This is a genomic window from Arcobacter pernae (assembly GCF_049472135.1).
Classification (GTDB): Bacteria; Campylobacterota; Campylobacteria; order Campylobacterales; family Arcobacteraceae; genus Arcobacter_B.
Window position 1 is genome coordinate 142,540 of the sequence record NZ_JBMOVV010000001.1, and the last position, 25,122, is coordinate 167,661.

Sequence of the window (25,122 nt, forward strand, 5' to 3'; positions counted from 1 at the left end):
ACAATCTTTTTATAAAATTCCATAGAAATTTTACAAGAAAGAAGAGTTATGGTTGAAAAAAATAGATGGCTTATGGCATTAAGTGCTGTAGGTGTTCATATTTGTATTGGTTCTGTGTATGCTTGGAGTGTATATGTAAATCCAATTCAAAAACAAATGTCTTGGACATTAACTGATGTTACAATTGCATTTAGTATTGCAATTTTCTTTTTAGGATTATCAGCAGCACTTATGGGGAAGTTTGTTGAAAAAAATGGTCCTAGAGTTTCTGCAATAATTGCAGCTTCACTTTTTGGTTTAGGAACAGCTGGTTCTGGATTAGCAATTATGATGGAATCAAAATTGCTTTTATACTTTTTTTACGGAGTTTTAGGTGGATGTGGATTAGGAATAGGATATATCTCACCTGTATCAACTTTAGTAAAATGGTTTCCTGATAAAAGGGGTATGGCAACAGGTTTAGCAATCATGGGGTTTGGATTTGCTTCTGCTATATGGGGACCTACTATCAAAATATTAATAGAAAAAGTTGGAATTTCTGGAACATTCTTTATTTTAGGTGCTATTTATTTTGTTGTTATGTTTGCTTCTGCACTATATTTAGAAAAGCCAGAAGAGAACTATCTTCCTAAAAAGTTTAAGAAGAAAATAAAAGAGGGGAAGAAAAAACTAAAAGAAGATTTAGCTTTATTAACGCTAAACGAAGCTATTAAAACACCAAGATTTTATGGTCTTTGGATAATGTTATTTATAAATGTAACTTGTGGTATTGCATTAATTGGTGTAGCATCTCCTCTTTTACAAGAAGTTATTGGTATTTCTGCAATAGCAGCAGCTGCAGCTGTTGGACTTATGGGAATTTTTAATGGAGCAGGAAGAATTGTATGGGCTTCATTATCTGATTATTTAACAAGACCTGTTGTTTATATCATTTTCTTTTTAACACAAGCAATTGCATTTTATGTGCTTCCTTCAATTTCAGAAATTATTATCTTCCAAGTAGTTATTTACTTTATTATGAGTTGTTATGGTGGAGGATTCGCTTCAATCCCTGCATATATTGGAGATATTTTTGGTACTAAAGAGCTTGGTGCTATTCATGGTTATATTTTAACAGCTTGGGCAGCAGCAGGATTAGTTGGGCCTCTAATTATCTCGCTTGTTAAAGATTCAACAGGATCTTATTCTCAAACACTTTATGTTTTTGCTGGTTTTTTTGTAGTAGCATTTGTAGTTTCAATAATGATGTTAATTAATATCAAATCTATTGAAAAAAAGAAAAAAGAAATAAATTAAATCTCTTGAATTAACTCTATGATATAATAGAAATATTATATTTATAGGGTTAAACTATGCTTTTTGAAGTTATTATATTCTCATTTATTGCTGGTATTACTGTTTTTTTAGGTGGTATAAGCTCATATTTTTTTGAAAAAACTATTACAAATAGATTAATAAAAAGAAAAATTGTCCATTTTTTTACAGCTTTTGTTACAGGTATTATGCTCTCAGCCGTGGCATTTGTTTTGATACCAAAAGGAATGGAAGGTTTAAATGTTGGTTCAAGTGTATTTATTTTTTTAACTGGGGCTTTTACTTTTTACTATCTTGACAGTTTTATTCAAAAAAATAGTGCTAATATTCCTCAAGTTTTAGCAATGCTTTTAGATTTTATACCTGAATCAATTGCCTTAGGGGCACTTTTTGTATATGACCATAATATAGGGATATTACTTGCTATATTTATTGCATTTCAGAACTTTCCAGAAGCTTTCAACTCATATATTGAGCTTAGAGACTCTCATTTTTCAAAATACAAATCTTTGATAATTCTTTTTTGTCTAAGTTTTGTAGGTGTGATTTTCTCTTTACTTGGCTATTACTTTTTAAAAGATACTTACGAGATTACATCTGCATTAATGATATTTGCAGCAGGTGGAATTTTGTATTTAATTTTCCAAGATATTGCACCTTCAATTAGAGTTAAAAATAGTAGATTTATAGCTATGGGAGTTAATTTGGGGTTTATTATAGGGATGTTAAGTGAAGCACTAATGTAGTGCTTCTTTTATTTTTTATGAAATTCTAAAGATGGTTTTCCCATATGGTATCCTTGACAATAATCAATATTTAGTAAATCAAGTGTTTTAACTATCTCTTCATTTTCTACAAATTCAGCGATTGTTTTTACATTTAGTTCTTGTGCTAAAGTAGAAATACTATTTACAAAAGCTCTATCTTTAGGGTCTTTATTTATATTTATAATAAAATCACCATCAATTTTAAGATAATCAATTGGAAACTTCTTTATATAGTGGAAAGATGAGAAACCTGAACCAAAATCATCAATAGCAAATTTGTAACCTTCTGATTTTAAGTTTTGTACAAACCTTTCAAGTAAAGAGAAGTTTTTTACAGTCTCTCTTTCTGTTATTTCAAATACAATATGGTCTTTTTGAATACCATAATCTTTTACAAGACTGTTTATTTTATTGATAAAGTCACCTACAATTAAAGATTTTGGTGATAAGTTTATAAATAATAAACCATCATAGTTTGTATTTCTTATTTGTTCAAATGCTTTTTCAATAACAATCAAGTCCATTTTATTTATAAGACCCCTTGCTTCTGCTATTTCTATAAATTCAAAGGCAGATATAATTTTATCTTCATGTTTTATTCTCATTAAAAGCTCATGAATGATTACATCATTTTCATTACTTGGACTTGGTTTTATTGGTTGGAAATAAGGATAAATTTCATTGTTTTCAATGGCATTTATTAAAAGAGATGACTTCTCTTGATTTTGTTTTAATACATATGAAATATCTTCATTTGTTGGAAGTTTAACTAGGTTTTTACCTTCTTCTTTTGCTTGATACATCATATGATCAGCTATAATAAACATCTCTTTTTGAGATAGGGTATGAGTAGGGTAAACACAAACACCAATAGAAATAGTAAGTCCTATTTTATTCCCATCTGGAGTTTCAAGTTTTGTATTACTTATCTCTTTTGAGATTCTATTAGCAACTGTTTGTGCTCCATTTTCATCACATTCAGGAAGAATAATTGTAAATTCATCTCCTCCATATCTTGCTACAATATCCTCATCTCTTTTATGTGTTTCTAAAACATCAGCAATTGTTTGTAAGAACTTATCTCCAAAACTATGACCATAATTATCATTGATGTGTTTGAAGTTATCACAATCAATAATCATTAAAGCAAATGAGTATTCATGTCTATTTGCCCTTTTTATTTCATAAGTCATCATATCGTTGAAAACTCTTTGGTTAAATAAATCAGTTAAAGGATCTCTTGCTGCGTAATATTCTAAGTCTTGAGTATATTTATGAATAGCTTTAACTGAACCAACTAAATTTGCCATAGTAGTTAAAATAGAGTCAATTACAATATATCTTACTGGATCCATTGCTATTACTGATTGAAGACCAATTCCTACAATTCCACCAATCTTAGGACTTTCTAAAAATAGGGATTTTGATCTATATTCAATATCTTCTTTTTTTAGGTTTACAAGTTTTTCATGTCTATTTGCAATAATATGTTTTATTTTAAAGTCACTCATTCCTTTAAAATGTTCAGAAGTTTTTAGCATATTTTCAACATACTCTTCAAAAACTTCTTTTACTTCTTCTTGAGGTATAGCTAACCAAAAAATATCTACTTCAAACTGGTCATCACCAACTCTAAACATAGTCATTAAAGTATATGTTTCCATGATTTTATTTATCTCTAATAATAAATCACTTATATACTCTCTCCAATCTTTTACTACATCAGAAGTAATAATAAATTTATCAAGTAATTTAATCTCAAATTCTAATAGTTCTTTATCAACAGCTACATTTTTTAGTTTATCAGCCATATCATCTACATTTACAATGATTTCATTAAACTCTTTAAAATATAAATCAATATTTCTTGAATCAAACTTCTTAAAATCATCAATAGAGTTGATGTTTTCAACTTTTTCTTTAAATAGCTCTAAACTTTTTGAAATCTTTTTACTTGTATACCTAGATGAAATAAAAGCAGAAATATAAAATATTGGGATAATAATTAAGAAAAATATTATGTATTGAAATTTTGATTCATTAAAAATATCATTCAAATCTTGAGTTACTTCAACAACACCTAAAGTGTCTCCTTCTGTTACATTTGAATGACATTTCATACACTCTTGATTTGCTTTAAGAGGTAATATATTTCTTACGATATTGTTTTCAAAAGATTTAAACTCATTTTTATCTGAATTTAAAATATCAATTAAAATTTGGTCTTTTTGTTTTTCTTTGATTTCTCCAAATAACTCTTTTACACTATTTGCTCTATAAACATTTATATCATAGTTACTATTTTTAAAGTTTTCTTCCAAAGATTTAGTAAATAGATTTAAATCTTCTCTACTCCATCCTTTTCTCATAATTTGATACATTGATGAAAAAACTTGATTGGATATACTTTCTGAATGCTTTAATGCTTCCTCTTTAGTGATACTTGTATGAAGATAAGTACTAAAAATAAAACAGATTACGAAGATAATGGAAACTAAAAGAATTTTACTTGAAAAGATGTAGTTTTTAAAAGTTTTTTGCATAAGAAACCTTATTTTACAAAGATTAAATATTCTATCCTATAAATATTTAAAATATTATTTCAAAATTTAATAATAACCTTGTAAAATAAGAAATTTAGGTAATTTTAGTTTTTAAATAACTTTACTAGATGTTTCTTACATCTATAAAATCACCACTTGTAAATTTATTTATATTAGTAACTACATTATCTAATCTTGCTGCGGCTTCATTTGGTTTTTGTATATTTGATTCTTTTAACCTTTTGGCAGAAGGAAACTCTTCATCGTTTATATCAAATCTAATATAATCAGTCATTGGAGTTTCAATAACTCCTGGTGCTACAGCTAAAAGTGTTGTATTTGTTAATTCTTTTGAGTAAAGATTTATAAGCATATTAACACCAGCTTTAGATAAACTATAAGATGCCCAACCTTTAGAACCATTTACAGAAGCTCCCGAAGAAATTGCAATAATATTTTTAACTTCAATATTTACAAATAAATCAAGTAACTCTTTGTTTGCATAAACATTTAGTTCATAAACTTCTTTTAGCTCACTAACATTTACATCAAAAGAGGATTTTATTTCTCCTAACATACCTGCATTTAAATATACAACTTCAATGTTTTTTATCTCTTCTATAAAACTTTTAAGTGTTGGTTTTATATTTTCTATTTTTGATAGGTCAAACTCTTTAAAAATAAAGTTTTTATTTTCAATATTAGGTTTTGTTCTGCTTATACCATAAACTTTAAATCCTTTATTTAAATATAAGTTAGTTAAAGCAAGTCCTAGCCCTGAACTGCATCCTGTAATTAAAATATTTTTTGACATTAAATACCTTTTGTCTTTATTATTTAGTATATTATATTATGTTAATCTTTATTAAAATCTATTTAGATATAATATTTTCAATTTAAAAAGGAAACAAGTTTATCTATAGACTTAAAGACAATTGCATCAATTTAAAATAACACAGAAAATAAAAAACTTAGATATATCAAATTTAAAAAACAATCTTTTTCACTACTCTTATGATAGTAAAAGCTTAAGAGCTTTATTTAAAAGTAATATATCAGAAGAGGACCCTTCATATATATCAGCATATGGAAGTTTTAGAGGTGAGGTTTATGAAAATATAGTTTATGAACTATTAATGGAATTTGCCATAGATGAAGAATTGATTACTAGATTTGTTGTAAAAGGTCCATATCAAGATAAAGAGAATAAATATATCAAAAGTGGTTTATTAATAGATAGAAGTTCTCAAATAGTTTATAAATCTGCATATAAGGATATTAGTGAGTTTGATGCACTATTTTTCACTAAAGATTCTGTATATTTTGTAGAAATGAGTACTTCTAAAAAAACTTCAAGTTTAAATAAAAGATTAGCTAAAAAATATGCTCTTTTAAAAATGATTTTCCCGACTTTACAAATCAGAGCTTTAATTGTTTTAACACAAGGTTCAATTGGGATTAGAAACTTTCCAGACTATGCTACAGTTTGGGTTACTAAAGATTTAGAAAATGAAGACTTAATCAAAAAAATTATCTTCTCAAAAAGAAATAAAAAAAATATAAAAACTTTAAGACCTCCTCAACATAAGAAGTTTGTTGAGGCTTTAAGTGTTAGATATAAAAAGTTTCAATATTTTCCTACATTAGAGTGGATTTTAACAAAAGCTAGATCAAACCCAAAATTTATTGTAGATTTGAAATTCTTTTCATCTTATAAACTTGGGCTATATTTTGATATTTATACAAAACTTTATATTGGATTTATAAGTAGTGAAGACTTTAGAGTATTATGTCCTACTTTTAATATGGATGTAAGAGACAATAGAGTTATTGTAACTATTGAAAAAGTTAATCAAACACAATTAGATTTAGTCTATTATGCAAAGCTTACTAATGGTGTTTTAAAAAGAATAAGACTTTTAGAAGATGATGAGATTTCAGTAAAAGATAAAGAGCCAGATGGTTTTACAAATGCTGAAGTTAGATTTTTTATGAAGATTTTAGAAGAGAAACATAAGCTTTATGTTAAAAATATTAACTTTATAAAAGATAAACTTTTTTTAATCAAAAAATAAAAAAGCTTTTACATTTTATATAAAAGCTTTTTTTGAATTTTATCATATCTGTACACATCATTTCTAAATTGTAATTTACCATTTTCATCAACCCAAGAAGTTAAATAAACCATATGTACTGGAATTTGTTTTTTTAAGTCTATTGATTTTTTCTCAATTTGAGTTAGCACTTCTTTTGCTTCATTAAAATCAAAATTATCATCTTCTTTAGATATAGCCTCTAATAGTTTTTTGGGCTCTTCTAATCTAACACAACCATGAGAATAAGCTCTTTTTGTATATTTAAAATATCTTTTAGCAGGTGAGTCATGTAAATAAACAGAGTATTTATTTGGGAACATAAATTTCATTCTTCCTAAAGGATTAGTGTCACTTGGAACTTGAATAAATCTATATGTTGGTTGTTTAGTTGTTTCTTCTTTTACAAGAAGTTCTTCATTTTGCTCCTCTTGTGCTAGTTTTTCTTCTTCTTTTGGTATGATTGTGTTTATATCGATTTCACTTATATCAAATGTATCAGATTTATAATCCCAATTTTCATGAATGTTTATACCTTTTTCTTTTAAATAGTTAGGGTTTTCTAAGACTTTTGGAACAATCTCTTTTTCTACAATACTTTCAGGGATTTTCCAATAAGGATTTAAAACTACAAAAGATACTCTATTTGAAAAAATAGGAGTAGGGTTTTGTCTTTTCCCTACAACAATTGCCATATCAAGTTCAACCTTGTTCTCTTTATACATTTTAAGCTTATATTCTGGAATATTTACAAGCAAATATTTATCTCCAAGTGTTCTTGGCATCCATCTCATTCTTTCTAAATTTAGTCTCATTTTTAAAATTTTTTCTTCGACAGACATATTTAGAATTCTTCTTGTTTGCGAACCAACTATTCCATCAGCTACTAAGCCATGATTCTTTTGAAATGAAATTACAGCCTCTTTTACATATTTATCAAATACTTTATAGCAATTGTTTTCAATAATGTCTGAGCCTTGAGTAACGATATCATCATCTTGAATATCTTCATAGTTACCTTTTGCAATAGTGTTTGTAACTAAATTTTGTGTTTCTATTGTAATATCACATTCATTTTTTGCTAAATCATTACTTTGTAAAAGTCTCTGTCTTAAAAGTTTTACATTATCGTTTACATGTCCTTCTTTTAAGACTTTGAATTTTGGAAGTTTAATATACCCTCCAGCTTCTGCTAGTTTTTCAAACTCTTTTATTTTATTTTCAAGCTCTTTTGCTTGAGGGAAAGTATAGTTCACAGCATTAAATGCAATATTTAAGTCATTTTGATCTAATGCTTCTTTTAGTAGTTTTATTTTGTTTTTTCTTATGTTGTATTTTTCCCAACCAGCATGAATATCATCTTTTTCTTCAAGCTCTTTTAGAGTTTTTTCAAACTCTTTCCAGTCTATAAAACCACTACCTAAATAGCCCATATATTTACTATAAATACTTGTTAACATAAAGTCGATTTTGGCCATGCTTTCAATATAGTTTTCAGGATTTTTGTCTAAGCTATTTAATTTATCAAGGATAGTGCTAAATTTAAATATTTTTTCAACTTGAGGTTTTAAAACAGGGTCGCTTTTGATAGTTGTAAAAAGTTCAGAAACTGTGTTTTTTACACCTTTTTCATCAATCCATATCATTTGGTAGTCAAAAACTTTATAATACTTTTTTAAAGAGTATCTTGATAAGAACATAGTTCTTGTTTTTTTATCTTTTAAAAGTCTTTTTATTGTCTCTTGACTTTTTTGTTCAAATGTTACTTCTTCTTTGTTTTCAAGTATGATTTCTTCTTTTTGAATATTACTTGCGTAAGTATTTGATAAAAGTAGTATAAAAATTGGTATAAATAGTTTTCTTAGCATATTAAATTTGTAAATCCTTTAAAGTTATTAAATTATATACAAATTAATCTTTAATTGTTATGTAGTTTTTTGCAATTTACTTGATATTCTACCATTTTATGAAAAGGTGAAAGAAAGCTATTTAAGTCATTTTCTTTAATATTCTCAATATTTTGTTTATTTAACTCTTGAAGTAAGCAAAATGTTGATTCAATTGTTGATAAACAATAGTCTTGAGGTTGTGTTTTAAATTGGAAGTTTGATTTTAAATCATGTTCAAAACTAAGTTTTGGTAATTGTTGAAGATTTGAACTTAGTTTTAACATTTTTTTTGAACAAGGCCATGTTGAATCAAGAATAAAAATAAGTAGTTGTTTATTGTTGGATATTAGTTCTTTATTTACTTTAATACTATTTTCATGGGGATATAAAAGATATGGATTGTAGTTTTTATTGTTTATTAATTCATTAACTCTTTTATTATTTGTAAAATCAATACCAATAATTACTTCACTATCATAAATAGAGTTTCTTGTCATAAAACCTGTACCATTTTTAGTTTTTTTAAACTCTTTGGGATGCATCAAAATTATAAACTTTGTATTTGTATTGATTTTCTCTTTTATATTCTCACAGCTACAAGAAGTTTTAGGTCTATAGCAGTTATAACATTTCTTTAATTCTTTATTCATTTATAGTACACTTTAATTTTTTTAGAATTATAGTTAAATACATATTATATTTATTGAAAATTTTGTTAAATTGAATATAATTGCACAAATTTATTAAAAAGTGAATATATGATAATACTTGAAGCAATAGGTGCTGTTTTTTCAATCATGGGTGCGTATTTAATGTCAAGAAGTACAAAAGGTAATACAAGACCAATTTATTGGGCTTTTGTTAGTTTTTTTGTTTCTAATTTAGCATTATTGACTTTTTTTACACTAAGTGGAAAAGTACCTGTTATCATTCAAATGATACTATTTTTTGTGACAGCAGTATTAGGAATTTATAAATTAACTAATCAACGTCAAAGAGATGTATCTTTAATTACTTTGATTCTCGGTATTTATTTATTTCTTTTATATAAAATGGTACTACCAAATGTATCAAATATTGATTTTACAATACTTCCAATAGATTTTATTGCTTCTTTTATTGCAATTTTTGGAAGTTTTCTTTTATCTAGTCATAATCATAAAATAAGAGGAATTGCATTTATTTGTTTTTTTATTGCAGATGTAATTTTTGTTTATATAGGTTATGTAAATGCATTTTATTTCTTCATGGTTCAATCAATTTTCTATTTATATACAAGTACAAAAGGTTATATGAATACTATGAAAGAGGAAATAGACGAGTTCTTAAGCACTTTAAGAAAAAAATAAGAATTGTAAAAGTATAATATAGTATCATAAAGGATACATAATGTACGGTTTAGGACTAGATCAACTAAGTTTAAATCTAAATAATTTCAACGAAAAAAATACAACTTTACTTGACAATAAAGATTTATCAGCCTCAAACTATATAGATGAAGTTAATGAAAGCAGATTACATAATGCTGCTGTTTCTATATCTATTTCTACTCATAGTATCCAAAATTTCTTACATGTAAAAAGTGCTGAATTCTCTAAGGGAAACACAAATGCGCAACAAATCTTATCGAATTTAAAAGTTGGTAATGATGATTATATAAACTTTTTTGAAGGTAAAAAGTTTGATAAATCAATAACTTTAGATGATATGGGATATACAGGTAAACCAATTTCTCAACTTACAAAAGAAGAAGCAAAAGAGTTACTTTCGCAAGAAGGTTTTTTTGGTTCAGAAGAGACTTCAAAAAGATTAGTTAAGTTTGTTGAAGATTTAACAGGAAATGAACCAGAAGCTTTAAAACATACAAGAAAAGGAATCGAAGACGGATTCTTTGAAGCACAAAAACTTTTTAAAGAAGAGTTACCAGAAGTTGCTAAAGAAACAGAATTTAAGACTCTTGATGTAATTGATAAAAAAATTGAAGAAATGTTAAAAACAGATTTTCAAAAAGAAGTTGAATCAAAATACTTAGATAATTAAAATATCTTTTAAATATTTAATTTGTTATTATTAGGCTAAACTAATACAAGGTAAATATTTTGGATCATTTAGATAAAAATATAGTCACAAATACAAAATCACAAGAAAAAATTTATAATACAAACTTTGCATCAGCCTTTTATTTTATGGCTTTTATGTTTTTAGTTGTTTATACACTTTCTACTTTAAATAATATCTTAACACCTCTTGCCATAGCAATACTTATTTGGTTTTTGATAAATGCTTTAGCAAATCAATTAAAAAGATTACCTTTTTTTGATTCAAATATAGGGAATACACTTGCAATCCCATTATCTTTGATAATAATAGTATATTTTATGTTTGAAATAGGAAGTTTTATTGCTTCAAATATGGTTGAATTAAGTGGAACAATATCTCAATTAGATAGTAAGTTTACTTCAATAATTGAGAAGTTATCAACTATGGCAGGTTTTGATGTATCTCAAAAGTTTGAAAAGCTTTTTGAACAATTTAGTTTAGCCGCTTTAATAAATAAAGTTATTTCAGCTTTTAGCTCAATTGTTAGTAATATTATGCAGATTCTTTTATATGTATTATTTTTATTAATTGACCAGAGATTTTTTAATGCAAAAATAAATGCTTTATTTAGGAATTATGATACAAGAATAAAAGCAAAAGAGGTTTTAGAATCAATTTCAAAAACTATTAGAATGTATATTTCTATAACTACAATAATCAGTCTGTTTACAGGTATTCTGACTTATTTAGTGTGTGAGTTTTTCTCATTACAAGGAGCTGTATTATGGGGATTTATTGCATTTATCTTAAATTTTATTCCTACAATAGGAAGTATAATAGCTGTAGTAATTCCAACACTATTTGCCCTTGTACAGTTTAGTGAACTATCTTCTGTTGTTTTCTTATTAACTTGTTTAGCCATAATACAATTTACTGTAGGAAATATAATCTATCCAAGACTAATGGGAAATAAATTAAATATATCTCAGTTTGTAGTAATATTATCACTTGTACTTTGGGGAGCTATGTGGGGAACAGTAGGGATGTTTTTATCAGTTCCTTTAATGATGATTTTGTTAATAATTCTTTCTCAATTTGAAAATACAAAAGGTTTAGCAATTCTTATTTCAGGAGATGGAAAAATTTTTAATCCAAATAAAAAAGATAAAAAAGAGAAGTAGGCTCTTTTTATCTTTAAAAATTTATCTTTTTTTAAGCCTATCTTATATATGATAACAATTATCAATATTAAAGAGGAAATAAGATGTCAAATAATATCTTAATAAATAAAGACTTTTCAAATATTTTATGCAATGAGTTATTTACAGCCATATCAAAAGGTAATCAAGAAAAGATTGATGATTTAATAGATTTAGGTGTAGATATAAACTTTAGAGATACTAAAGGTAGAAATGCTCTTTTTTGGGCTATTTATCACAGACAAATTAATATAATCAAAAAACTACTTCAATTAGGAGTTAGTACAAAGGTTACGAACTCTTTATCTGCTATAAACTATGCTGTTTATAAAAATGATGTAAAAGTCTTAAAATGTCTAAAGAATTGTGGTTTAGATTTAAACGAACTTGATGATGTAAATTCTACAGCATTAATTTATGCAGTTTTATATAATAAAATACAAAGTGTTGATTATCTTGTTGAAAATAATGCTTGTATTAAACATGAAGATATGCTAGGAAATAGTGCATTGAGTTTAGCATATGATTTAAAAATTCAATACCTAATAAAAAAGTTTAAGTCTTTAGTATAAAATAAAGTAGTATTAACTACTTTATTTATGCCCATGTCCTTTAGTATTCTCTCTTTGAACTAGTTCATCAAAGTTTTTACCACCAAGGTTATAGGCTTTCCCAAATCCAAATACAGCTTCTCCATAAAAGGCTGTAAACTCATAAAGATTAAAATCACTCATTCCTCTTAGTGTTTGAATCATGTTTTTATCAAACTTTTCTTCAAATAAATCAAGAATATTTTCATAATCTTTGCTATCTTTTTCTAAAGTTAAAACATCACATTGCATAACTACTCTTTTTCTTGCAAATATATTTTCACAAGAGCTTTCATCTTCACAAAAGAAGATACTTGCTTTAGGATTTTGTTTTAAGTTATGTGAGTGTTTTGCCATACTAGATAAATATACATAATATCTGTTTTCATATTTTACAAAAGGTGCATATGAAGAAAATGGATTTTTATTTTCATCTAAAGAGTTGATGATAATACTTTGAAATGATTCTAAAAATTGGTTTAGTTTTTGATTATTCATAAATTACTTCTTATATTTAAATTTGAAGTATTTATATCATGAAAATCTTTAATTAAGGCATAAAAAAGAGTTAAGTATTAAAGGAAAACCTTTAATACTTATGTTTTATTATTTAAGAATAGTTCTTGCGTTAATAGCTTGAACAGGTCTATTGTTTTGACCCATAACTGCCTCAAAGTCTCCTAATTGACTTTTTGATAGTTGTACTGGTGTTTTTAATACAAGCCATTTAACACCCTCAGAACAAGGAGGAGTTGTTAATGAACCATTAAATCTATAGTATTCTTGATTTGCTGGTAAAATCTCATATCCTTCAACATCAGATTTTAACTCATTTTTATCACCTTCATTTTCAGGTAAGTTTCTTAATAATTTATTTAAAACTAAATTATCTGAACCTTCTTCAAACATAACAGCTACAACTGCTAAACTTGAACCTTTTGCATGAACTAAGTGCGCTTCCATTGGGAAAGATTTTCCATCAATAGTGTTTTCACTTGGTGTATGGAAGTGGATTTGTCTTAAAGTATACTCTTCACCGTCTACTGTTAATTTATTTCCACCAGAAATTGAAACTTTTACTCCATTACCTGTGTTTGCAAACTCTGTAGCTTTAGAGTTTCCTTCAAATTTTAATGGCGCTAAAGTAGCATCAATTGCATTTGTAATATTAATTGGTGATTGGTTTAAACCATTTTCACACATTGCATATCTTTCATCAAGTTCAGCCCATTTTGCTGGACCTTCATCTTCAGAATATGACCATGGTGCTAGTGGCTCAGGCTCACCTTCGGCTAACATCAATGCTATAACAAATACAACAAAAATACTAATAATTGTGCTTTTAGAACTCATTTTTCTCTCTCTCCTTCTCTTTTCTCTTTGCTTTCATTTTATTTAAAGCAAGTCTTCTCATATCAGCTGTAGTATCAGACTCATCCATTATTTCTAATCCTAGAAGTGTCTCAATACAATCTTCTAATGTAACAATACCTTCTGTTTGATCATAAGAATCAGCAACAATAAACATATGTTCCTTTTTTTGGATAAACATATTTAATGCTTTTGAAACAGGAATGTTTTCATTTAATGAAAGTACCGGTTTCATTATAGATTCAACAGTAACATCCTTATCAATAATTGCTTGTTTGAATAGTTTTTTAGTTAAAACTAAACCTACAATATTATCAATACTTTCATCATATACAGGAACTCTTGAGAACTTAAATGTTCTCTTATCTTCAATAATGTCTTTTATCGAAGTTTCTTTATCCACTGCATATACTACAGACCTAGGTGTTAAAATCTCTTTAATCTTCATATTGTTTAAAGTTAAAGTATTTTCAATAATATCAGATTCTAAATCACCAATCACACCTTCCTCTTCACTCAGTAAAGTAGAGTGTATAAGCTCTTCTCTTGATATTGAATCACTTGTATCAGACCCTATTTTTTTAGTTACAAATTGAGTAATTTTAATAATTGGGTATGTTACAAAAATAAACATATTTATAATTCTTGCTGCAAATGGTGCTAGCTGCTTCCAATAAACTGCACCTATTGTTTTAGGAATTATCTCAGCGAAGAATAGAATTAAAAATGTTAAAACAATTGACGTTACCATTACTAAAGTTTTATCACCGCCAAACACATTTTGAGCTTGAACACCAATTGCAGTTGCACCTAAAGTGTTTGCAATAGTATTTAAAATCAAAATAGAAGCAATAGAACTGTCAATATCAGTTTTAAGTTTTTTAAGAAGTTTTCCTGCACTTGGGTTCTTGTTTTCAAGAACAGAAATGTATGATACATTAGTCGAAAGTAGAATTGACTCTAGAATAGAACATAAGAAAGATGTTCCAACAACTACTAAGAATAGTAAGACTAAAATTTCCATTGGGGCTCACTTTGTATTAAACTGCACCTCGGGGAATTATCTTCCAATAAAGACTCCTTTAAATTAAAAAAAATAGTAACTAATCATATCAAAATAAACTTAATTTTTGACAATTATAAGCAAAATTGTGTATAATAAATTTATTAAGCGAGTTTTAATAAAAGGAGTATGTTATGGAATATGGATTAATATCTAATATTGACCAGTTTAGGGACAATAAAACAATTGAATTAGAACAAGTACATGCCTCAACTGAAACTTCAAAACTTGGTGAAAGAAACAACTTAACTGAACTAAGAAGGGAAGAGTTTTTAAAAGCAGGTGAAGCTGCTCAAATTGAAAAAGCTAAAAATGAATCTGCTAGTAATAGTTATGAATATACGTTAACTAATACAAACTTTGGTTTTAATAATTCTTCGCAAGATTTTTATGTAAGAACTCAAAGAGGAGAAGCAAAAAATCAATTCCCTACTGAAGATATGATGAGACTAAAAGCATTCTTGATGAATCAAGCAAAAGAGAGTGCATCATAAAAGTCAAGTCAAACTTGACTTTTATTTTTCTATTTTGTTGTTAAGTTCTATTAATAAGTCTCTTGCATAATAGAATTTATTTTTATTTTCAAGTTCAACTTCTTCTAATAAAGGTTTATACTTTATAAAAACAGGCCAAACTTTAGCATATGCATGAGGTCTTTTTTTTATGTGATACAAAGCTAGGGCTGTTGCTCCATTTATTAGACCTTTTAAAGCAAGTGCTTTTTTCTTTTCTCCTACTCTTTTATACTCATTCCAATCATCTTCTAATAGTTCATGAGCTTCTCTATAATAGCCTTCTTCCACAGCAAAGATAAATCTATCAATTGCTGTTTCTTGATTAAAGATTGAATAGTCTATTTTCATTTTCTTTTTAACTCTTCTAACTCTTTTTCTAGATAGTATCCAGTATGTGAACCTGTTTTCTTATGTCTTGAAGCTAATTGTTCAGGTGTTCCTTCATCTACAAGCATTCCACCTTTGTTTCCACCTTCAGGTCCCATATCAATAACCCAATCAGAGTTTTTAACTACATCTAGATTGTGTTCAATTACTAATACAGAGTTTCCTAAATCAACTAAATGGTGTAAAACTTTTGTAAGTCTATCAACATCTGCAAAGTGAAGACCAGTTGTTGGTTCATCTAATACATATAAAGTATTTCCTGTATCTTTTTTAGATAACTCTTTTGATAATTTGATTCTTTGAGCCTCACCACCAGATAGTGTTACGGCATTTTGACCTAATGTAATATATCCAAGACCTACATCTGTAAGAGTTTTAAGTTTTGCATGAATTTTAGGAACTTTAATAAAGAACTCTAAAGCCTCTTCAACACTCATATTTAATACATCAGAAATATTTTTACCTTTGTATAAAATCTCTAATGTTTGAGGGTTATATCTTTGACCTTGACAATCATCACACTTAACCATAATATCTGGTAAGAAGTGCATTTCGATTTTTATTTCACCTTCACCTTGACACTTCTCACATCTCCCACCTTTTACATTAAATGAGAATCTTCCTATTTTATAACCTCTAAGTTGAGCCTCTTTTGTTTTTGAAAATAGAGTTCTTATTTCATCCATAAGACCTGTATATGTTGCAGGATTACTTCTTGGTGTTCTTCCAATAGGACTTTGGTCAAGGTAGATTACTTTATCAAGTTTTTCTAAACCTTCAATCTCAACTCCATCAACTTTTTTAACTTTTTTAGCATGATTTAAAAGCTCTTTTGCAACAGGAAGAAGAGTTTGTAAAATAAGTGATGATTTACCACTTCCTGAAACACCTGTAATTGCACAAAGGTTTTTAAGTGGGATTTGAACATCTAAATCTTTAATATTGTTAATAGTTACATTTTTGATTTTTATAAACTCTTCTTGTGGTCTATTATGAACATAATCTATTTTCTTTTTACCTGTCATATATTGTGCTGTTAAAGTTTTTGCTTTTTGCATTTGTTTTAGTGTCCCTGCAAATACAACTTCTCCACCATATTTACCAGCATTAGGTCCAATATCAACTATAAAATCAGAGGCTTCAATAGTCTCTTTATCATGTTCAACAACAATTACAGTATTACCTTTTTCTTGTAAAGCTTTTAAAGTTTTGATAAGTTTTGAAGTATCTCTTTCATGTAGACCAATTGAAGGTTCATCAAGTACATACATAACTCCTGTAAGACCTGAACCAATTTGAGAAGCAACTCTAATTCTTTGAGCCTCACCACCTGAGATAGTTCTTGCATCTCTTCCTAAAGTTATATATCCAAGTCCTACATCATATAAAAAGAATATTCTTTCTCTAATCTCTTTAAGAATTGGTGCTGAAATCATTTTTTCTTGGTCATTAAAATACTCAAAGTTTTTTTCATCTTGGAAGAAAGCATGTGCTTCTTCAATTGGTTTATTTATAACATCACCAATTGTTTGTTTTGCAACAAAAACACTTTGAGAAGAGGGTTTTAATCTATTTCCATTACAAGAATCACAAACTTTTTCAGTCATATATTCAGCCATATCTTTTTCATCTTTTATCATGTCATAGGCTAATTTTACAATCCCTTCCCATTTTCTAGTAAGACTATGTCTTTTCCAAGTAAATTTTGCTTCTTCAACTCCACCATGTAACACTGCTTTTTGTTGATGTTGTGGTAGTTCTCTAAAAGGAATTGTAATATCAATATTTGCTGCCTCACAATAAGCCATAAGCATTTTGAAATAAAAACCTTTATTAAATCCGTAGATTATTCTAATAGCTCCATCTTCAAGTGGTAAATCATCATTTACAACTTTTTTCATATCTAAAGCATATCTAATACCTAAACCATCACAAGAAGTACAAGCTCCTTTTGGTGAGTTAAAAGAGAATGATAAAGGTTCTAGTGGTTCAAAAGAGATTTTACAAGAAAAACAAGCCATATGTTCACTATAGTGTATATGTTTTTCAACTCCAACTTCTTCATGATTTAGAACTTCTATTTCAAGTTCTCCAAAACTCTCTTTTAAACCTTTTTCTACATCTTGTGCGATTCTATCTTTGTTGTCTTCTTTTATTACAACCCTATCAATTACAACTTTGATAGTATGCATTTTGTTTTTTTCAAGCTCTATATCTTCATCAAGTCTTGCCATAACTCCATCAATCATAGCTCTTACATAACCTTTTGCTCTAAGACTTTCTAATAAGTCAGCAAATGTTCCTTTTTTTCTATTAATAAGTGGAGCCAAAATTACAACTTTTGAATTGTCAGGAAGTTTTAGTACTTGCTCAATAATATCAGAAGCACTCATTTCTGAGATTGGTTCTCCACATTGATGACAGTGTTGTTTTCCAACTCTTGCAAATAAAAGTCTAAAATAGTCATAAACTTCTGTGATTGTTCCAACAGTTGATCTTGGGTTTTTAGATGTTGTTTTTTGATCAATTGCAATTGCTGGTGTAAGCCCTTCAATTCTTTCAACATCTGGTTTTCCAACTTTATCTAGGAATTGTCTTGCATAAGCAGAAAGTGATTCAATATATCTTCTTTGACCTTCTGCATAAAGTGTATCAAAAGCTAATGTTGATTTACCAGAACCTGAAAGTCCAGTAAATACAATTAACTTATTTTTTGGTATTTCTAAATTAATATTTTTTAAATTGTTCTCTTTTGCGTTAAAAATCTTAATAGTATCTTGCATAAATATAACCTTTGAATTTTTGAAACTTGTATTATATGATAGATATGTATAATTATCGATAAAGGAAATTTTATTAAATTAAATATATAATAGTAAATAATAAAAGAATGGCATAAAATGAATTTAAATACTAAGGTACAATGGTATTATTGTCTAATAGCTATGATTCCATTAACAATTGCAATTTTTCAAATTTTAGATTACTATACTTATAAGGCATTAGGAATTAGTGCTATTTTAGTATTTGTATGTTTTAGTATGTTTTTCTTCTTAAGAAGAGACTACTTTTTTACTTATAAAACAGTAATATCTTTTTATGCAGTTGGCTTTATAGGCTCTTTCTTAATGGCCTTTTTTAAACAAGATTGGCTTGTTCTTCCTATTGTTTTATCATTTTGGATTCTTTTACTTAAAACCATATCTTATACTTCTATTGGGAAAATTAATAAACTAAAAATTCAACAAGAAGAGCAAAATACTAATTTTTTCAAATCTTTATTTATTTCACCTACAAGAAAAGAAGAAAATAAAAAAATCTTAATTGATATTTTTATTGTTCTTAGCACTTTTTTAAGTTTAATCTTTTTTTACACAACTTTAATAAATATTTTTAAATAGTTATTAACCATAACTTAGTTATCTTATTATAAATAATATATGATAATTTAAGGAAAGGTTTTGAATAGATACATAAGCAGTTTTGACTTTAATGGCAATACTTTTTATTATTACGATTTAAAAAAGATTTTAGATACAGATTTATCTTTAAGAAGACTACCTATTAGCCTTAAATTACTTTTAGAATCAAATATTAGAAATGAAAAAGAAGAGAATATTAGATATATTCTTGATGCTTTTATAAAAAGAAATAGTTTTAGGAAGATAAGCTTTTATGCAAATAGAGCTATTTTAGATGATTATCATGGTGTACCTATTTTAGTAGATTTAAGTTCTATTAATGAAGAATTATCAAAAGAAAATGAAGATAGTTTTGTAAATCCAAATATTCCTTTAGATATTGTTGTTAAAGATAGTATAAATGATAATCAAGAAAAATCTTTTCAAAGAGATTCTCAAAGACATCATTTTATAAAGTGGTGTCAAAATAGATATGAGAAACTAACTGTTGTTCCTCCTGGACTTGGTGTTTATCATCAAGTTAATTTAGAGTATTTAGTTGCGATGTTAGATGTTTTTATAAATGATGAAAAAATATTTTTAAGTGCTGAAAGTGTTATTGGAACAGATTACAATGCTAGTATGACAAACTCTTTAGGGATATTAGCTTGGAAATTAAATACTTTAGAAACTCAAGCAGCTATTTTAGAACCAAAAATAAAAATGCATATACCAAAAGTAATAGGTGTTGAGGTAGTAGGCTCACTAGCTCAAGGTGTAAGTATTTTAGATGCAACTTTAAATTTGTCAAATCTTTTAGAAAAAGAGGATTTAAAAGATTCAATAATTGAATTTTATGGTCCAGGATTAAAAAATATTGCTATTGAAGATAGAGCTTATTTGTCTCAAATTGTTGCTGATTATAATGCAGCTTGTGGATATTTTTGTATTGATAATAACACTATTGAGTTTTTAGAAAAAACAAGAGGTGTTGATGCAACACTAATTAAAACATATTTTCAAAAACAAGGACTATTTAATAACTCTCTTGATGTTTGGGATTTTGATTATGATAAAAAGTTTATTTTTGAACTATCAAAAATTAAACCTTTAGTAACAGGTCCTAAAAACCAAGAACAAAGAGTAACAGTTGAACATGTACCTTCAAAACTTCAATCTTTTAAAGTTGGTAATTTTGTAAAAGATAACGATATAGTTTTGGCAAATATTGTTTCTTGTACCCTAACTTCAAATCCAACTTTATTAATACAAGCGGGGTTACTTGCAAAAAAAGCTTGCATGTTAAATCTTACAATCAATAAAAATATTAGTAGAGTCTTAACTCTTGGATCTGTAGTTATAAAGAAATATTTAGAAGAGTTAGATTTATTAAAATATTTTGAACAATTGGGTTTTAAGATTTTAGATATAAATAGTTTTGACTCTATAACTTTAAAAGAACAAATAAGAGAGAGTATAATCTTAGATATTCAAAAGTTTAATTTAAATGTATCTTCTGTAAATTCAGGGAAAGATTTAGATAGTTTATCAAATGATTTAATAAAATCAAATTGGTCAATGTCTCCTGCATTAGTTGTAGCATATTGTCTAAAAGGAAATATGAACTTCTCTGTTACTAAAGAGCCAATTAGTACTGATATTTTTTTAAGTGATTTATGGCCTAGTATCTCTGAGGTAAATGAGTATTTAGGAAAAATCAGTAGCCAAATGTATGAGAGTGTATATAAAGATATTTTTAATGGTGACGATTATTGGCAAAATATTGAGTATACTAAAAGCAATAATTATCCTTGGAATGAAAACTCGAGCTATATACAAAAATCAGACTATTATAGTTTAAATAGTCAGGATTTAAATATTGAAGATGCAAAAATAGTAGCCTTGCTAGGAGATAATATTTCTAGTGAACTAATTTCTCCTAGCCAAAATATTACACCTTATTCTCCTGCTGCTTTTTATTTATTAGATAAAGGTTTAAGACCTGATGAGTTTAATACTTTTTCTAAAAGAAGGTCAAATAGTGAATTATTAAAAAGAGGTGCCTTTTCTGATATAGGTGTAAAAAATAGAATTGTTTTACCAAAAGAGGGTGGATATACAAAAGATTTCGATTCTTATGAAGTTTTACCTATATATGAATTTTGTAAAAGAATGATGGAACAAAATACACCTTTGGTATTAATTGCTGGAAGTAATTATGGGGAAGGGGAGTCTACTGATTGGGCTGCTAAGGCTACAAAACTTTTAGGAATTAGATGTGTAATTGCTAAATCTTTTGATGAAGAACATAGAACAGACTTAGTGAAAATGGGAGTTCTTCCTTTATCGTTTATAGAAGATGATATTGATAGTTTAAAACTAAAAGGTTTTGAAAAGATTAGTATTGATTGTACAAACATAAACTCAAATAGTAAGATTAATATAAAAATAAAAAGAGATGATGAGGTTGAATTTATTGAGGTTCAAGTAAAACTTTTATCTGATTTAGAAGTAGAGTATTTTAAAAGCTTTGGAGTTATAGCTTATTTATTAAATAAATAAACTATTTACTCTCATTTAATGGAATTAAGATTTTAAACATTACACCTTTTTTTCCATTCTCTTCGATATTATTTACGATGATTGAACCATTTAATCTATCTTCAATAATTTGTTTTGACATATAAAGTCCTATTCCTGTTCCTTGACTTTGATGTTTTGTTGTAAAGTAAGGTTCAAAAATCTTATCTATAATAGACTCTTCAATTCCTCCTGCAAAATCTTTTATAGAAATACTTGCATTTAGTAACTCTTTATTTGATTCTATATATAAAGCTTTTTTTATTTCAGAGTTATTTTTATAAGCATCAATTGAGTTATGTACAATATTTAATAAAACTTGAATTAACTCATTTTTAATTCCAAAGATTTCACAATTGTCTTTAAACTCTGTATTGATAGTAATATCAGAACTTTTTAAAGATGAGTCAGTTAATTGAATTGCTTTTTCGATTATGTCATTTACTAAAAATACTTCTTGATCTGAGCTATTTTTGAAGTAGTTAGAAAAATCATCAATAGTTTGAGAAAGATAAGTTGCTGATTTTAAAATACCTTCTGCAAATTCATTAAAGTCTTCATCACTTAGCATGTCAAACTCTTTTTTTAGTTTAAGACCTGAAGCTGAAGAAGTTATAACTGATAAAGGTTGTCTCCATTGGTGAGCAATGTTTTTTAACATCTCACCCATAGAGGCCATTTTAGATTGTTGGAACATGATTTTGTCTTTTTCTCTTAAAAGCTGTTCTTGTTCTTTTAGTTTAGTAAAATCAGTAAATACAGAGATATAATTTGTAGGTTGATTATTGTCATCATAAACACTATTTATTGTAACCCATTGATGGAAAAAGCTACCTCTTTTAGTTTTATTTATTATCTCACCTTCCCAAGAGCCTTTAGAATTAATAGAGTTCCACAGATTATTGTAGAAAGCTTTTGAATGTTTATTTGACTTTAGAATACTTACTTTTTTATTTAAAACTTCTTCTTCTTTATATCCTGTTATATCTTCAAAGGCTTTATTTACTGATAAAATTCTAGTATCTAAATCTGTAATAAAAATACCTTCTTTTGTATTCTCATAAATAGTATCAGATAGTTTTAGTTTTTTTAGAGCTTGTTTTCTTTTTGTAATATCAAAAACAATAGAATAAAGTAAGTCCTCTTTTTTTAATGAAATAGGGCCTGTATAAACTTCAACATCTATAATCTTTCCACTTTTTATTTTGTGTTTAAAGTTAAAACAATCTTTTTCATCTGTTAAAGATTTTGAAACTTCTTCTCTTATCTCATCAAAAGGCAGAGTATTTATATCTGTAATATGAAGTTTTTTAAACTCTTTATTTGTATATCCATAAAATTTATTTGCAGCCTTATTAGCTTTAATAATTCTTCCCGTCTTTAAAGAAGTTACAAGTACAGGAATTTTATTTGCTTCAAATAGTTTTTGGTATCTTTTTTTACTTTTCTTTAATTCTACAGATAATTTTTTGTAGTTGATTTTACATATACCAAATATTTTATCATCTTCTTTTGTATATGTATCTATCCATTCTTGATAGTCTTTATTATTTTTCTTGATTTTGTATTTGATTTCTTTTAAATCAATATTATCAGGTGCTTCTAGTTTTTCTAAAAAATATTTCTGGTGAGTTTTTTTAATAATGCTAATAAAAGAGTCTAAATCTGTTAGGTTTATAGTTTTTTCATACTCTAATATAGTATTTATATCTTTATACCATTTTATTTTTTTAGTCTTTAAGTCGATTTCATAGGCTATGTCGCTACTATTCTCAATAAAGAACTTTAAAAAGTTATTTTTCAAATTAAACCTTATATAGTTTTTTATATCGAATAGTACTGAAAAGTAGTTTACAAATCAAATTTTTTATATTTTTTAGAAAGTTTTATACAACATTATAATTAAAATAATTGTATTTAATAAAAGAATATACTTTTTATATGAGTTCGAGTGAACCATATTTTTTACTTTAATTCCAAAATATACACCAACAAGTGAAGCAAGTCCAACAATAGCTCCTTCAGTAAAAAGCATATGTCCATTTAAAGATAAAGAAGTAAATCCAGCAACAGAAGAGAATATTACAAAAAATAGTCCTAACGCTGTAGCTGCTTTTAAATCATATCTTAGAAAGCCTATCAAAATTGGAGTTAAAATTACAGAACCACCAACTCCAATACTCATAGCAATAATTCCTGTAAAGAAACCAATCATAAAAAGAGTAAACTTATTTTTTACTTGAGGCTCTCCTTTATGTTCAGCAGGAGTTATAAAAATTTTAACAATAGAAAAAATTAAAATAGCAATGAATAGATATTGAAGGGTAAGGTTAGAAACATTCGATACGATAAAACCACTTTGTAAACCACCTACAAAACCACCAATACCAATTATTAAACCATCTTTTAGAATAGATTTAGCTTTTCTTGTATTTAAAAATGAACCATAAATAGATGAAAAAACCATTTGCATAATAGATATAGCAATTGCTTCTTTCATTACAAATCCAGTCATTAAAAGCATAGGGATAAGAATCATTCCTCCACCTACACCAAAGAAACCAGAAATAAATCCAGTCATTATTCCAAAAGAGGCTAGTTCTAACATACTATTTCTTTTTTATTGAGTTCATTGCATTAATGAATCTATTATAATCTTCTTCAAGTTTTTTATCTTTATCACTTACATCAATTCCATCTTGCTCTTTTAAAGCAACTTCTAGAACATGAATTCTTTCAATAAGATATTTAAACATCTCTTTATTGATATCTGGTAAATCATCATGAGCAAGCTTGCAGTTTTTATTATCTTTTTTGATAATTTTTGCAGGAACTCCAACTGCCGTTGAATTTTTTGGTACATCGCAAACTACAACAGAGTTTGCTCCAACCTTTGAGTTTTTTCCAATTACAATATTTCCTAAAACTTTTGCTCCACTACCAATAACTGCATTTGCTCTAACAGTAGGGTGCCTTTTACCCTTATCAAGACTAACTCCACCAAGAGTTACTCCTTGATAAATTAGTACATCATCTTCTATAATAGCTGTTGCACCAATTACTACACCAATAGCATGGTCTATAAATACTCTTCTACCTATTGTTGCTGCAGGGTGAATATCTGTTTTTGTAAAAAGTGAACTAATACCTACAAGAACTCTTGCAAGTTTACTCCAGCCTTTATTATATAATCTATTTGCAATTCTATGATTTGCAATAGCCCAAACACCAGGATAATTAAAAAAAAGTTCAAAGCTAGAGTTTAACGCAGGGTCATTTTGCTTTGGAACAGAAAAATCTTCTTTTATCTGTTTCCAAAGACTAATCTTGCTTTGCTCATTTAAAATTTTCTCTTTTATTTGTTCATGTA

General features: G+C 27.1%; 22 protein-coding genes. 10 read left to right on the forward strand and 12 right to left on the reverse strand.

Features of this window, described 5'->3' with window-relative positions; genetic code table 11:
• Positions 1-48: 48 nt before the first annotated feature.
• Together ACH5BF_RS00745 and ACH5BF_RS00750 are read left to right on the forward strand one after the other, a co-directional pair.
• Positions 49-1,296, forward strand: a complete 1,248-nt coding sequence (locus ACH5BF_RS00745; RefSeq protein WP_423272058.1) for an L-lactate MFS transporter — start codon at positions 49-51, stop codon at positions 1,294-1,296.
• Positions 1,297-1,352: 56 nt separating this feature from the next.
• Entirely contained in the window at positions 1,353-2,060 is a 708-nt protein-coding gene (locus ACH5BF_RS00750) for a ZIP family metal transporter (RefSeq protein WP_423272059.1), read from the forward strand.
• 8 nt (positions 2,061-2,068) lie between these two features.
• Here ACH5BF_RS00750 and ACH5BF_RS00755 read toward each other — a convergent pair whose 3' ends face one another.
• Together ACH5BF_RS00755 and ACH5BF_RS00760 are read right to left on the reverse strand one after the other, a co-directional pair.
• Complete coding sequence (locus tag ACH5BF_RS00755) at positions 2,069-4,624, reverse strand: putative bifunctional diguanylate cyclase/phosphodiesterase (RefSeq protein WP_423272060.1); 2,556 nt, start codon at positions 4,622-4,624, stop codon at positions 2,069-2,071.
• Positions 4,625-4,748: 124 nt separating this feature from the next.
• Positions 4,749-5,438 (reverse strand): SDR family NAD(P)-dependent oxidoreductase, encoded by a 690-nt coding sequence (locus ACH5BF_RS00760; RefSeq protein ID WP_423272062.1) that lies wholly within the window; start codon positions 5,436-5,438, stop codon positions 4,749-4,751.
• Positions 5,439-5,559: 121 nt separating this feature from the next.
• On the opposite strand from ACH5BF_RS00760, the gene ACH5BF_RS00765 reads away from it, so the two are divergent.
• On the forward strand, positions 5,560-6,699 hold the full coding sequence (locus ACH5BF_RS00765) for a hypothetical protein (protein WP_423272063.1): 1,140 nt from the start codon (positions 5,560-5,562) through the stop codon (positions 6,697-6,699).
• 8 nt (positions 6,700-6,707) lie between these two features.
• Here ACH5BF_RS00765 and ACH5BF_RS00770 read toward each other — a convergent pair whose 3' ends face one another.
• Together ACH5BF_RS00770 and ACH5BF_RS00775 are read right to left on the reverse strand one after the other, a co-directional pair.
• Positions 6,708-8,585 (reverse strand): L,D-transpeptidase family protein, encoded by a 1,878-nt coding sequence (locus tag ACH5BF_RS00770; RefSeq protein WP_423272064.1) that lies wholly within the window; start codon positions 8,583-8,585, stop codon positions 6,708-6,710.
• Positions 8,586-8,635: 50 nt separating this feature from the next.
• Positions 8,636-9,256 carry a tRNA-uridine aminocarboxypropyltransferase gene (locus ACH5BF_RS00775; protein WP_423272065.1) on the reverse strand — a complete coding sequence of 207 codons (621 nt, stop codon included), beginning with the start codon at positions 9,254-9,256 and terminating at the stop codon, positions 8,636-8,638.
• Between the two features lie 108 nt (positions 9,257-9,364).
• On the opposite strand from ACH5BF_RS00775, the gene ACH5BF_RS00780 reads away from it, so the two are divergent.
• The 4 genes from ACH5BF_RS00780 to ACH5BF_RS00795 all read left to right on the forward strand — a co-directional run bounded on the left by ACH5BF_RS00780 (position 9,365) and on the right by ACH5BF_RS00795 (position 12,417).
• Positions 9,365-9,955 (forward strand): hypothetical protein, encoded by a 591-nt coding sequence (locus tag ACH5BF_RS00780; protein WP_423272067.1) that lies wholly within the window; start codon positions 9,365-9,367, stop codon positions 9,953-9,955.
• A gap of 40 nt (positions 9,956-9,995) precedes the next feature.
• Positions 9,996-10,646: a hypothetical protein gene (locus tag ACH5BF_RS00785; protein WP_423272068.1), complete on the forward strand. Its 651-nt coding sequence runs from the start codon at positions 9,996-9,998 to the stop codon at positions 10,644-10,646.
• Between the two features lie 59 nt (positions 10,647-10,705).
• Positions 10,706-11,827 carry an AI-2E family transporter gene (locus tag ACH5BF_RS00790; protein ID WP_423272069.1) on the forward strand — a complete coding sequence of 374 codons (1,122 nt, stop codon included), beginning with the start codon at positions 10,706-10,708 and terminating at the stop codon, positions 11,825-11,827.
• 83 nt (positions 11,828-11,910) lie between these two features.
• Positions 11,911-12,417: an ankyrin repeat domain-containing protein gene (locus ACH5BF_RS00795; RefSeq protein WP_423272070.1), complete on the forward strand. Its 507-nt coding sequence runs from the start codon at positions 11,911-11,913 to the stop codon at positions 12,415-12,417.
• 21 nt (positions 12,418-12,438) lie between these two features.
• Here the strand turns inward: ACH5BF_RS00795 and ACH5BF_RS00800 are convergent, their stop codons facing one another.
• The 3 genes from ACH5BF_RS00800 to ACH5BF_RS00810 all read right to left on the reverse strand — a co-directional run bounded on the left by ACH5BF_RS00800 (position 12,439) and on the right by ACH5BF_RS00810 (position 14,830).
• Entirely contained in the window at positions 12,439-12,933 is a 495-nt protein-coding gene (locus tag ACH5BF_RS00800; RefSeq protein WP_423272071.1) for a HugZ family pyridoxamine 5'-phosphate oxidase, read from the reverse strand.
• A gap of 108 nt (positions 12,934-13,041) precedes the next feature.
• Positions 13,042-13,788, reverse strand: a complete 747-nt coding sequence (locus tag ACH5BF_RS00805) for a carbonic anhydrase (RefSeq protein WP_423272072.1) — start codon at positions 13,786-13,788, stop codon at positions 13,042-13,044.
• Positions 13,778-14,830, reverse strand: a complete 1,053-nt coding sequence (locus ACH5BF_RS00810; RefSeq protein ID WP_423272073.1) for a hemolysin family protein — start codon at positions 14,828-14,830, stop codon at positions 13,778-13,780. Before ACH5BF_RS00810 ends, ACH5BF_RS00805 begins: the two co-directional genes overlap by 11 nt.
• Positions 14,831-15,003: 173 nt before the next feature.
• On the opposite strand from ACH5BF_RS00810, the gene ACH5BF_RS00815 reads away from it, so the two are divergent.
• Positions 15,004-15,363 carry a hypothetical protein gene (locus tag ACH5BF_RS00815; protein WP_423272075.1) on the forward strand — a complete coding sequence of 120 codons (360 nt, stop codon included), beginning with the start codon at positions 15,004-15,006 and terminating at the stop codon, positions 15,361-15,363.
• 21 nt (positions 15,364-15,384) lie between these two features.
• Here the strand turns inward: ACH5BF_RS00815 and ACH5BF_RS00820 are convergent, their stop codons facing one another.
• Positions 15,385-15,732, reverse strand: a complete 348-nt coding sequence (locus tag ACH5BF_RS00820) for a DUF309 domain-containing protein (protein WP_423272076.1) — start codon at positions 15,730-15,732, stop codon at positions 15,385-15,387.
• Positions 15,729-18,554 (reverse strand): excinuclease ABC subunit UvrA, encoded by a 2,826-nt coding sequence (gene uvrA, locus ACH5BF_RS00825; RefSeq protein ID WP_423272077.1) that lies wholly within the window; start codon positions 18,552-18,554, stop codon positions 15,729-15,731. The genes ACH5BF_RS00820 and uvrA overlap by 4 nt, the downstream gene beginning before the upstream one ends.
• 117 nt (positions 18,555-18,671) lie before the next feature.
• On the opposite strand from uvrA, the gene ACH5BF_RS00830 reads away from it, so the two are divergent.
• Both ACH5BF_RS00830 and acnA read left to right on the forward strand, forming a co-directional pair.
• Positions 18,672-19,172: a hypothetical protein gene (locus ACH5BF_RS00830; RefSeq protein WP_423272078.1), complete on the forward strand. Its 501-nt coding sequence runs from the start codon at positions 18,672-18,674 to the stop codon at positions 19,170-19,172.
• A 60-nt stretch (positions 19,173-19,232) separates the two neighbouring features.
• A complete protein-coding gene (gene acnA, locus ACH5BF_RS00835; protein WP_423272079.1) occupies positions 19,233-21,734 on the forward strand; it encodes an aconitate hydratase AcnA in 2,502 nt (833 codons plus the stop codon).
• Between the two features lies 1 nt (position 21,735).
• On the opposite strand, the gene ACH5BF_RS00840 is transcribed toward acnA, so the two are convergent.
• From ACH5BF_RS00840 to cysE, 3 genes are all read right to left on the reverse strand, one after another.
• A complete protein-coding gene (locus ACH5BF_RS00840; protein WP_423272081.1) occupies positions 21,736-23,556 on the reverse strand; it encodes a PAS domain S-box protein in 1,821 nt (606 codons plus the stop codon).
• 72 nt (positions 23,557-23,628) lie between these two features.
• Positions 23,629-24,360: a sulfite exporter TauE/SafE family protein gene (locus tag ACH5BF_RS00845; RefSeq protein ID WP_423272082.1), complete on the reverse strand. Its 732-nt coding sequence runs from the start codon at positions 24,358-24,360 to the stop codon at positions 23,629-23,631.
• A gap of 1 nt (position 24,361) precedes the next feature.
• Positions 24,362-25,078, reverse strand: a complete 717-nt coding sequence (gene cysE / locus ACH5BF_RS00850) for a serine O-acetyltransferase (RefSeq protein WP_423272441.1) — start codon at positions 25,076-25,078, stop codon at positions 24,362-24,364.
• Between the last annotated feature and the right edge of the window lie 44 nt (positions 25,079-25,122).

Bases quoted from the DNA above. Each gene is read 5' to 3' on its own strand.
- ACH5BF_RS00745 (WP_423272058.1), top strand. From the start codon at position 49: ATGGTTGAAAAAAATAGATGGCTTATGGCATTAAGTGCTGTAGGTGTT.
- ACH5BF_RS00750 (WP_423272059.1), top strand. From the start codon at position 1,353: ATGCTTTTTGAAGTTATTATATTCTCATTTATTGCTGGTATTACTGTT.
- ACH5BF_RS00755 (WP_423272060.1), bottom strand. From the start codon at position 4,624: ATGCAAAAAACTTTTAAAAACTACATCTTTTCAAGTAAAATTCTTTTA.
- ACH5BF_RS00760 (WP_423272062.1), bottom strand. From the start codon at position 5,438: ATGTCAAAAAATATTTTAATTACAGGATGCAGTTCAGGGCTAGGACTT.
- ACH5BF_RS00770 (WP_423272064.1), bottom strand. From the start codon at position 8,585: ATGCTAAGAAAACTATTTATACCAATTTTTATACTACTTTTATCAAAT.
- ACH5BF_RS00775 (WP_423272065.1), bottom strand. From the start codon at position 9,256: ATGAATAAAGAATTAAAGAAATGTTATAACTGCTATAGACCTAAAACT.
- ACH5BF_RS00780 (WP_423272067.1), top strand. From the start codon at position 9,365: ATGATAATACTTGAAGCAATAGGTGCTGTTTTTTCAATCATGGGTGCG.
- ACH5BF_RS00785 (WP_423272068.1), top strand. From the start codon at position 9,996: ATGTACGGTTTAGGACTAGATCAACTAAGTTTAAATCTAAATAATTTC.
- ACH5BF_RS00795 (WP_423272070.1), top strand. From the start codon at position 11,911: ATGTCAAATAATATCTTAATAAATAAAGACTTTTCAAATATTTTATGC.
- ACH5BF_RS00800 (WP_423272071.1), bottom strand. From the start codon at position 12,933: ATGAATAATCAAAAACTAAACCAATTTTTAGAATCATTTCAAAGTATT.
- ACH5BF_RS00805 (WP_423272072.1), bottom strand. From the start codon at position 13,788: ATGAGTTCTAAAAGCACAATTATTAGTATTTTTGTTGTATTTGTTATA.
- ACH5BF_RS00810 (WP_423272073.1), bottom strand. From the start codon at position 14,830: ATGGAAATTTTAGTCTTACTATTCTTAGTAGTTGTTGGAACATCTTTC.
- ACH5BF_RS00815 (WP_423272075.1), top strand. From the start codon at position 15,004: ATGGAATATGGATTAATATCTAATATTGACCAGTTTAGGGACAATAAA.
- ACH5BF_RS00820 (WP_423272076.1), bottom strand. From the start codon at position 15,732: ATGAAAATAGACTATTCAATCTTTAATCAAGAAACAGCAATTGATAGA.
- uvrA (WP_423272077.1), bottom strand. From the start codon at position 18,554: ATGCAAGATACTATTAAGATTTTTAACGCAAAAGAGAACAATTTAAAA.
- ACH5BF_RS00830 (WP_423272078.1), top strand. From the start codon at position 18,672: ATGAATTTAAATACTAAGGTACAATGGTATTATTGTCTAATAGCTATG.
- ACH5BF_RS00845 (WP_423272082.1), bottom strand. From the start codon at position 24,360: ATGTTAGAACTAGCCTCTTTTGGAATAATGACTGGATTTATTTCTGGT.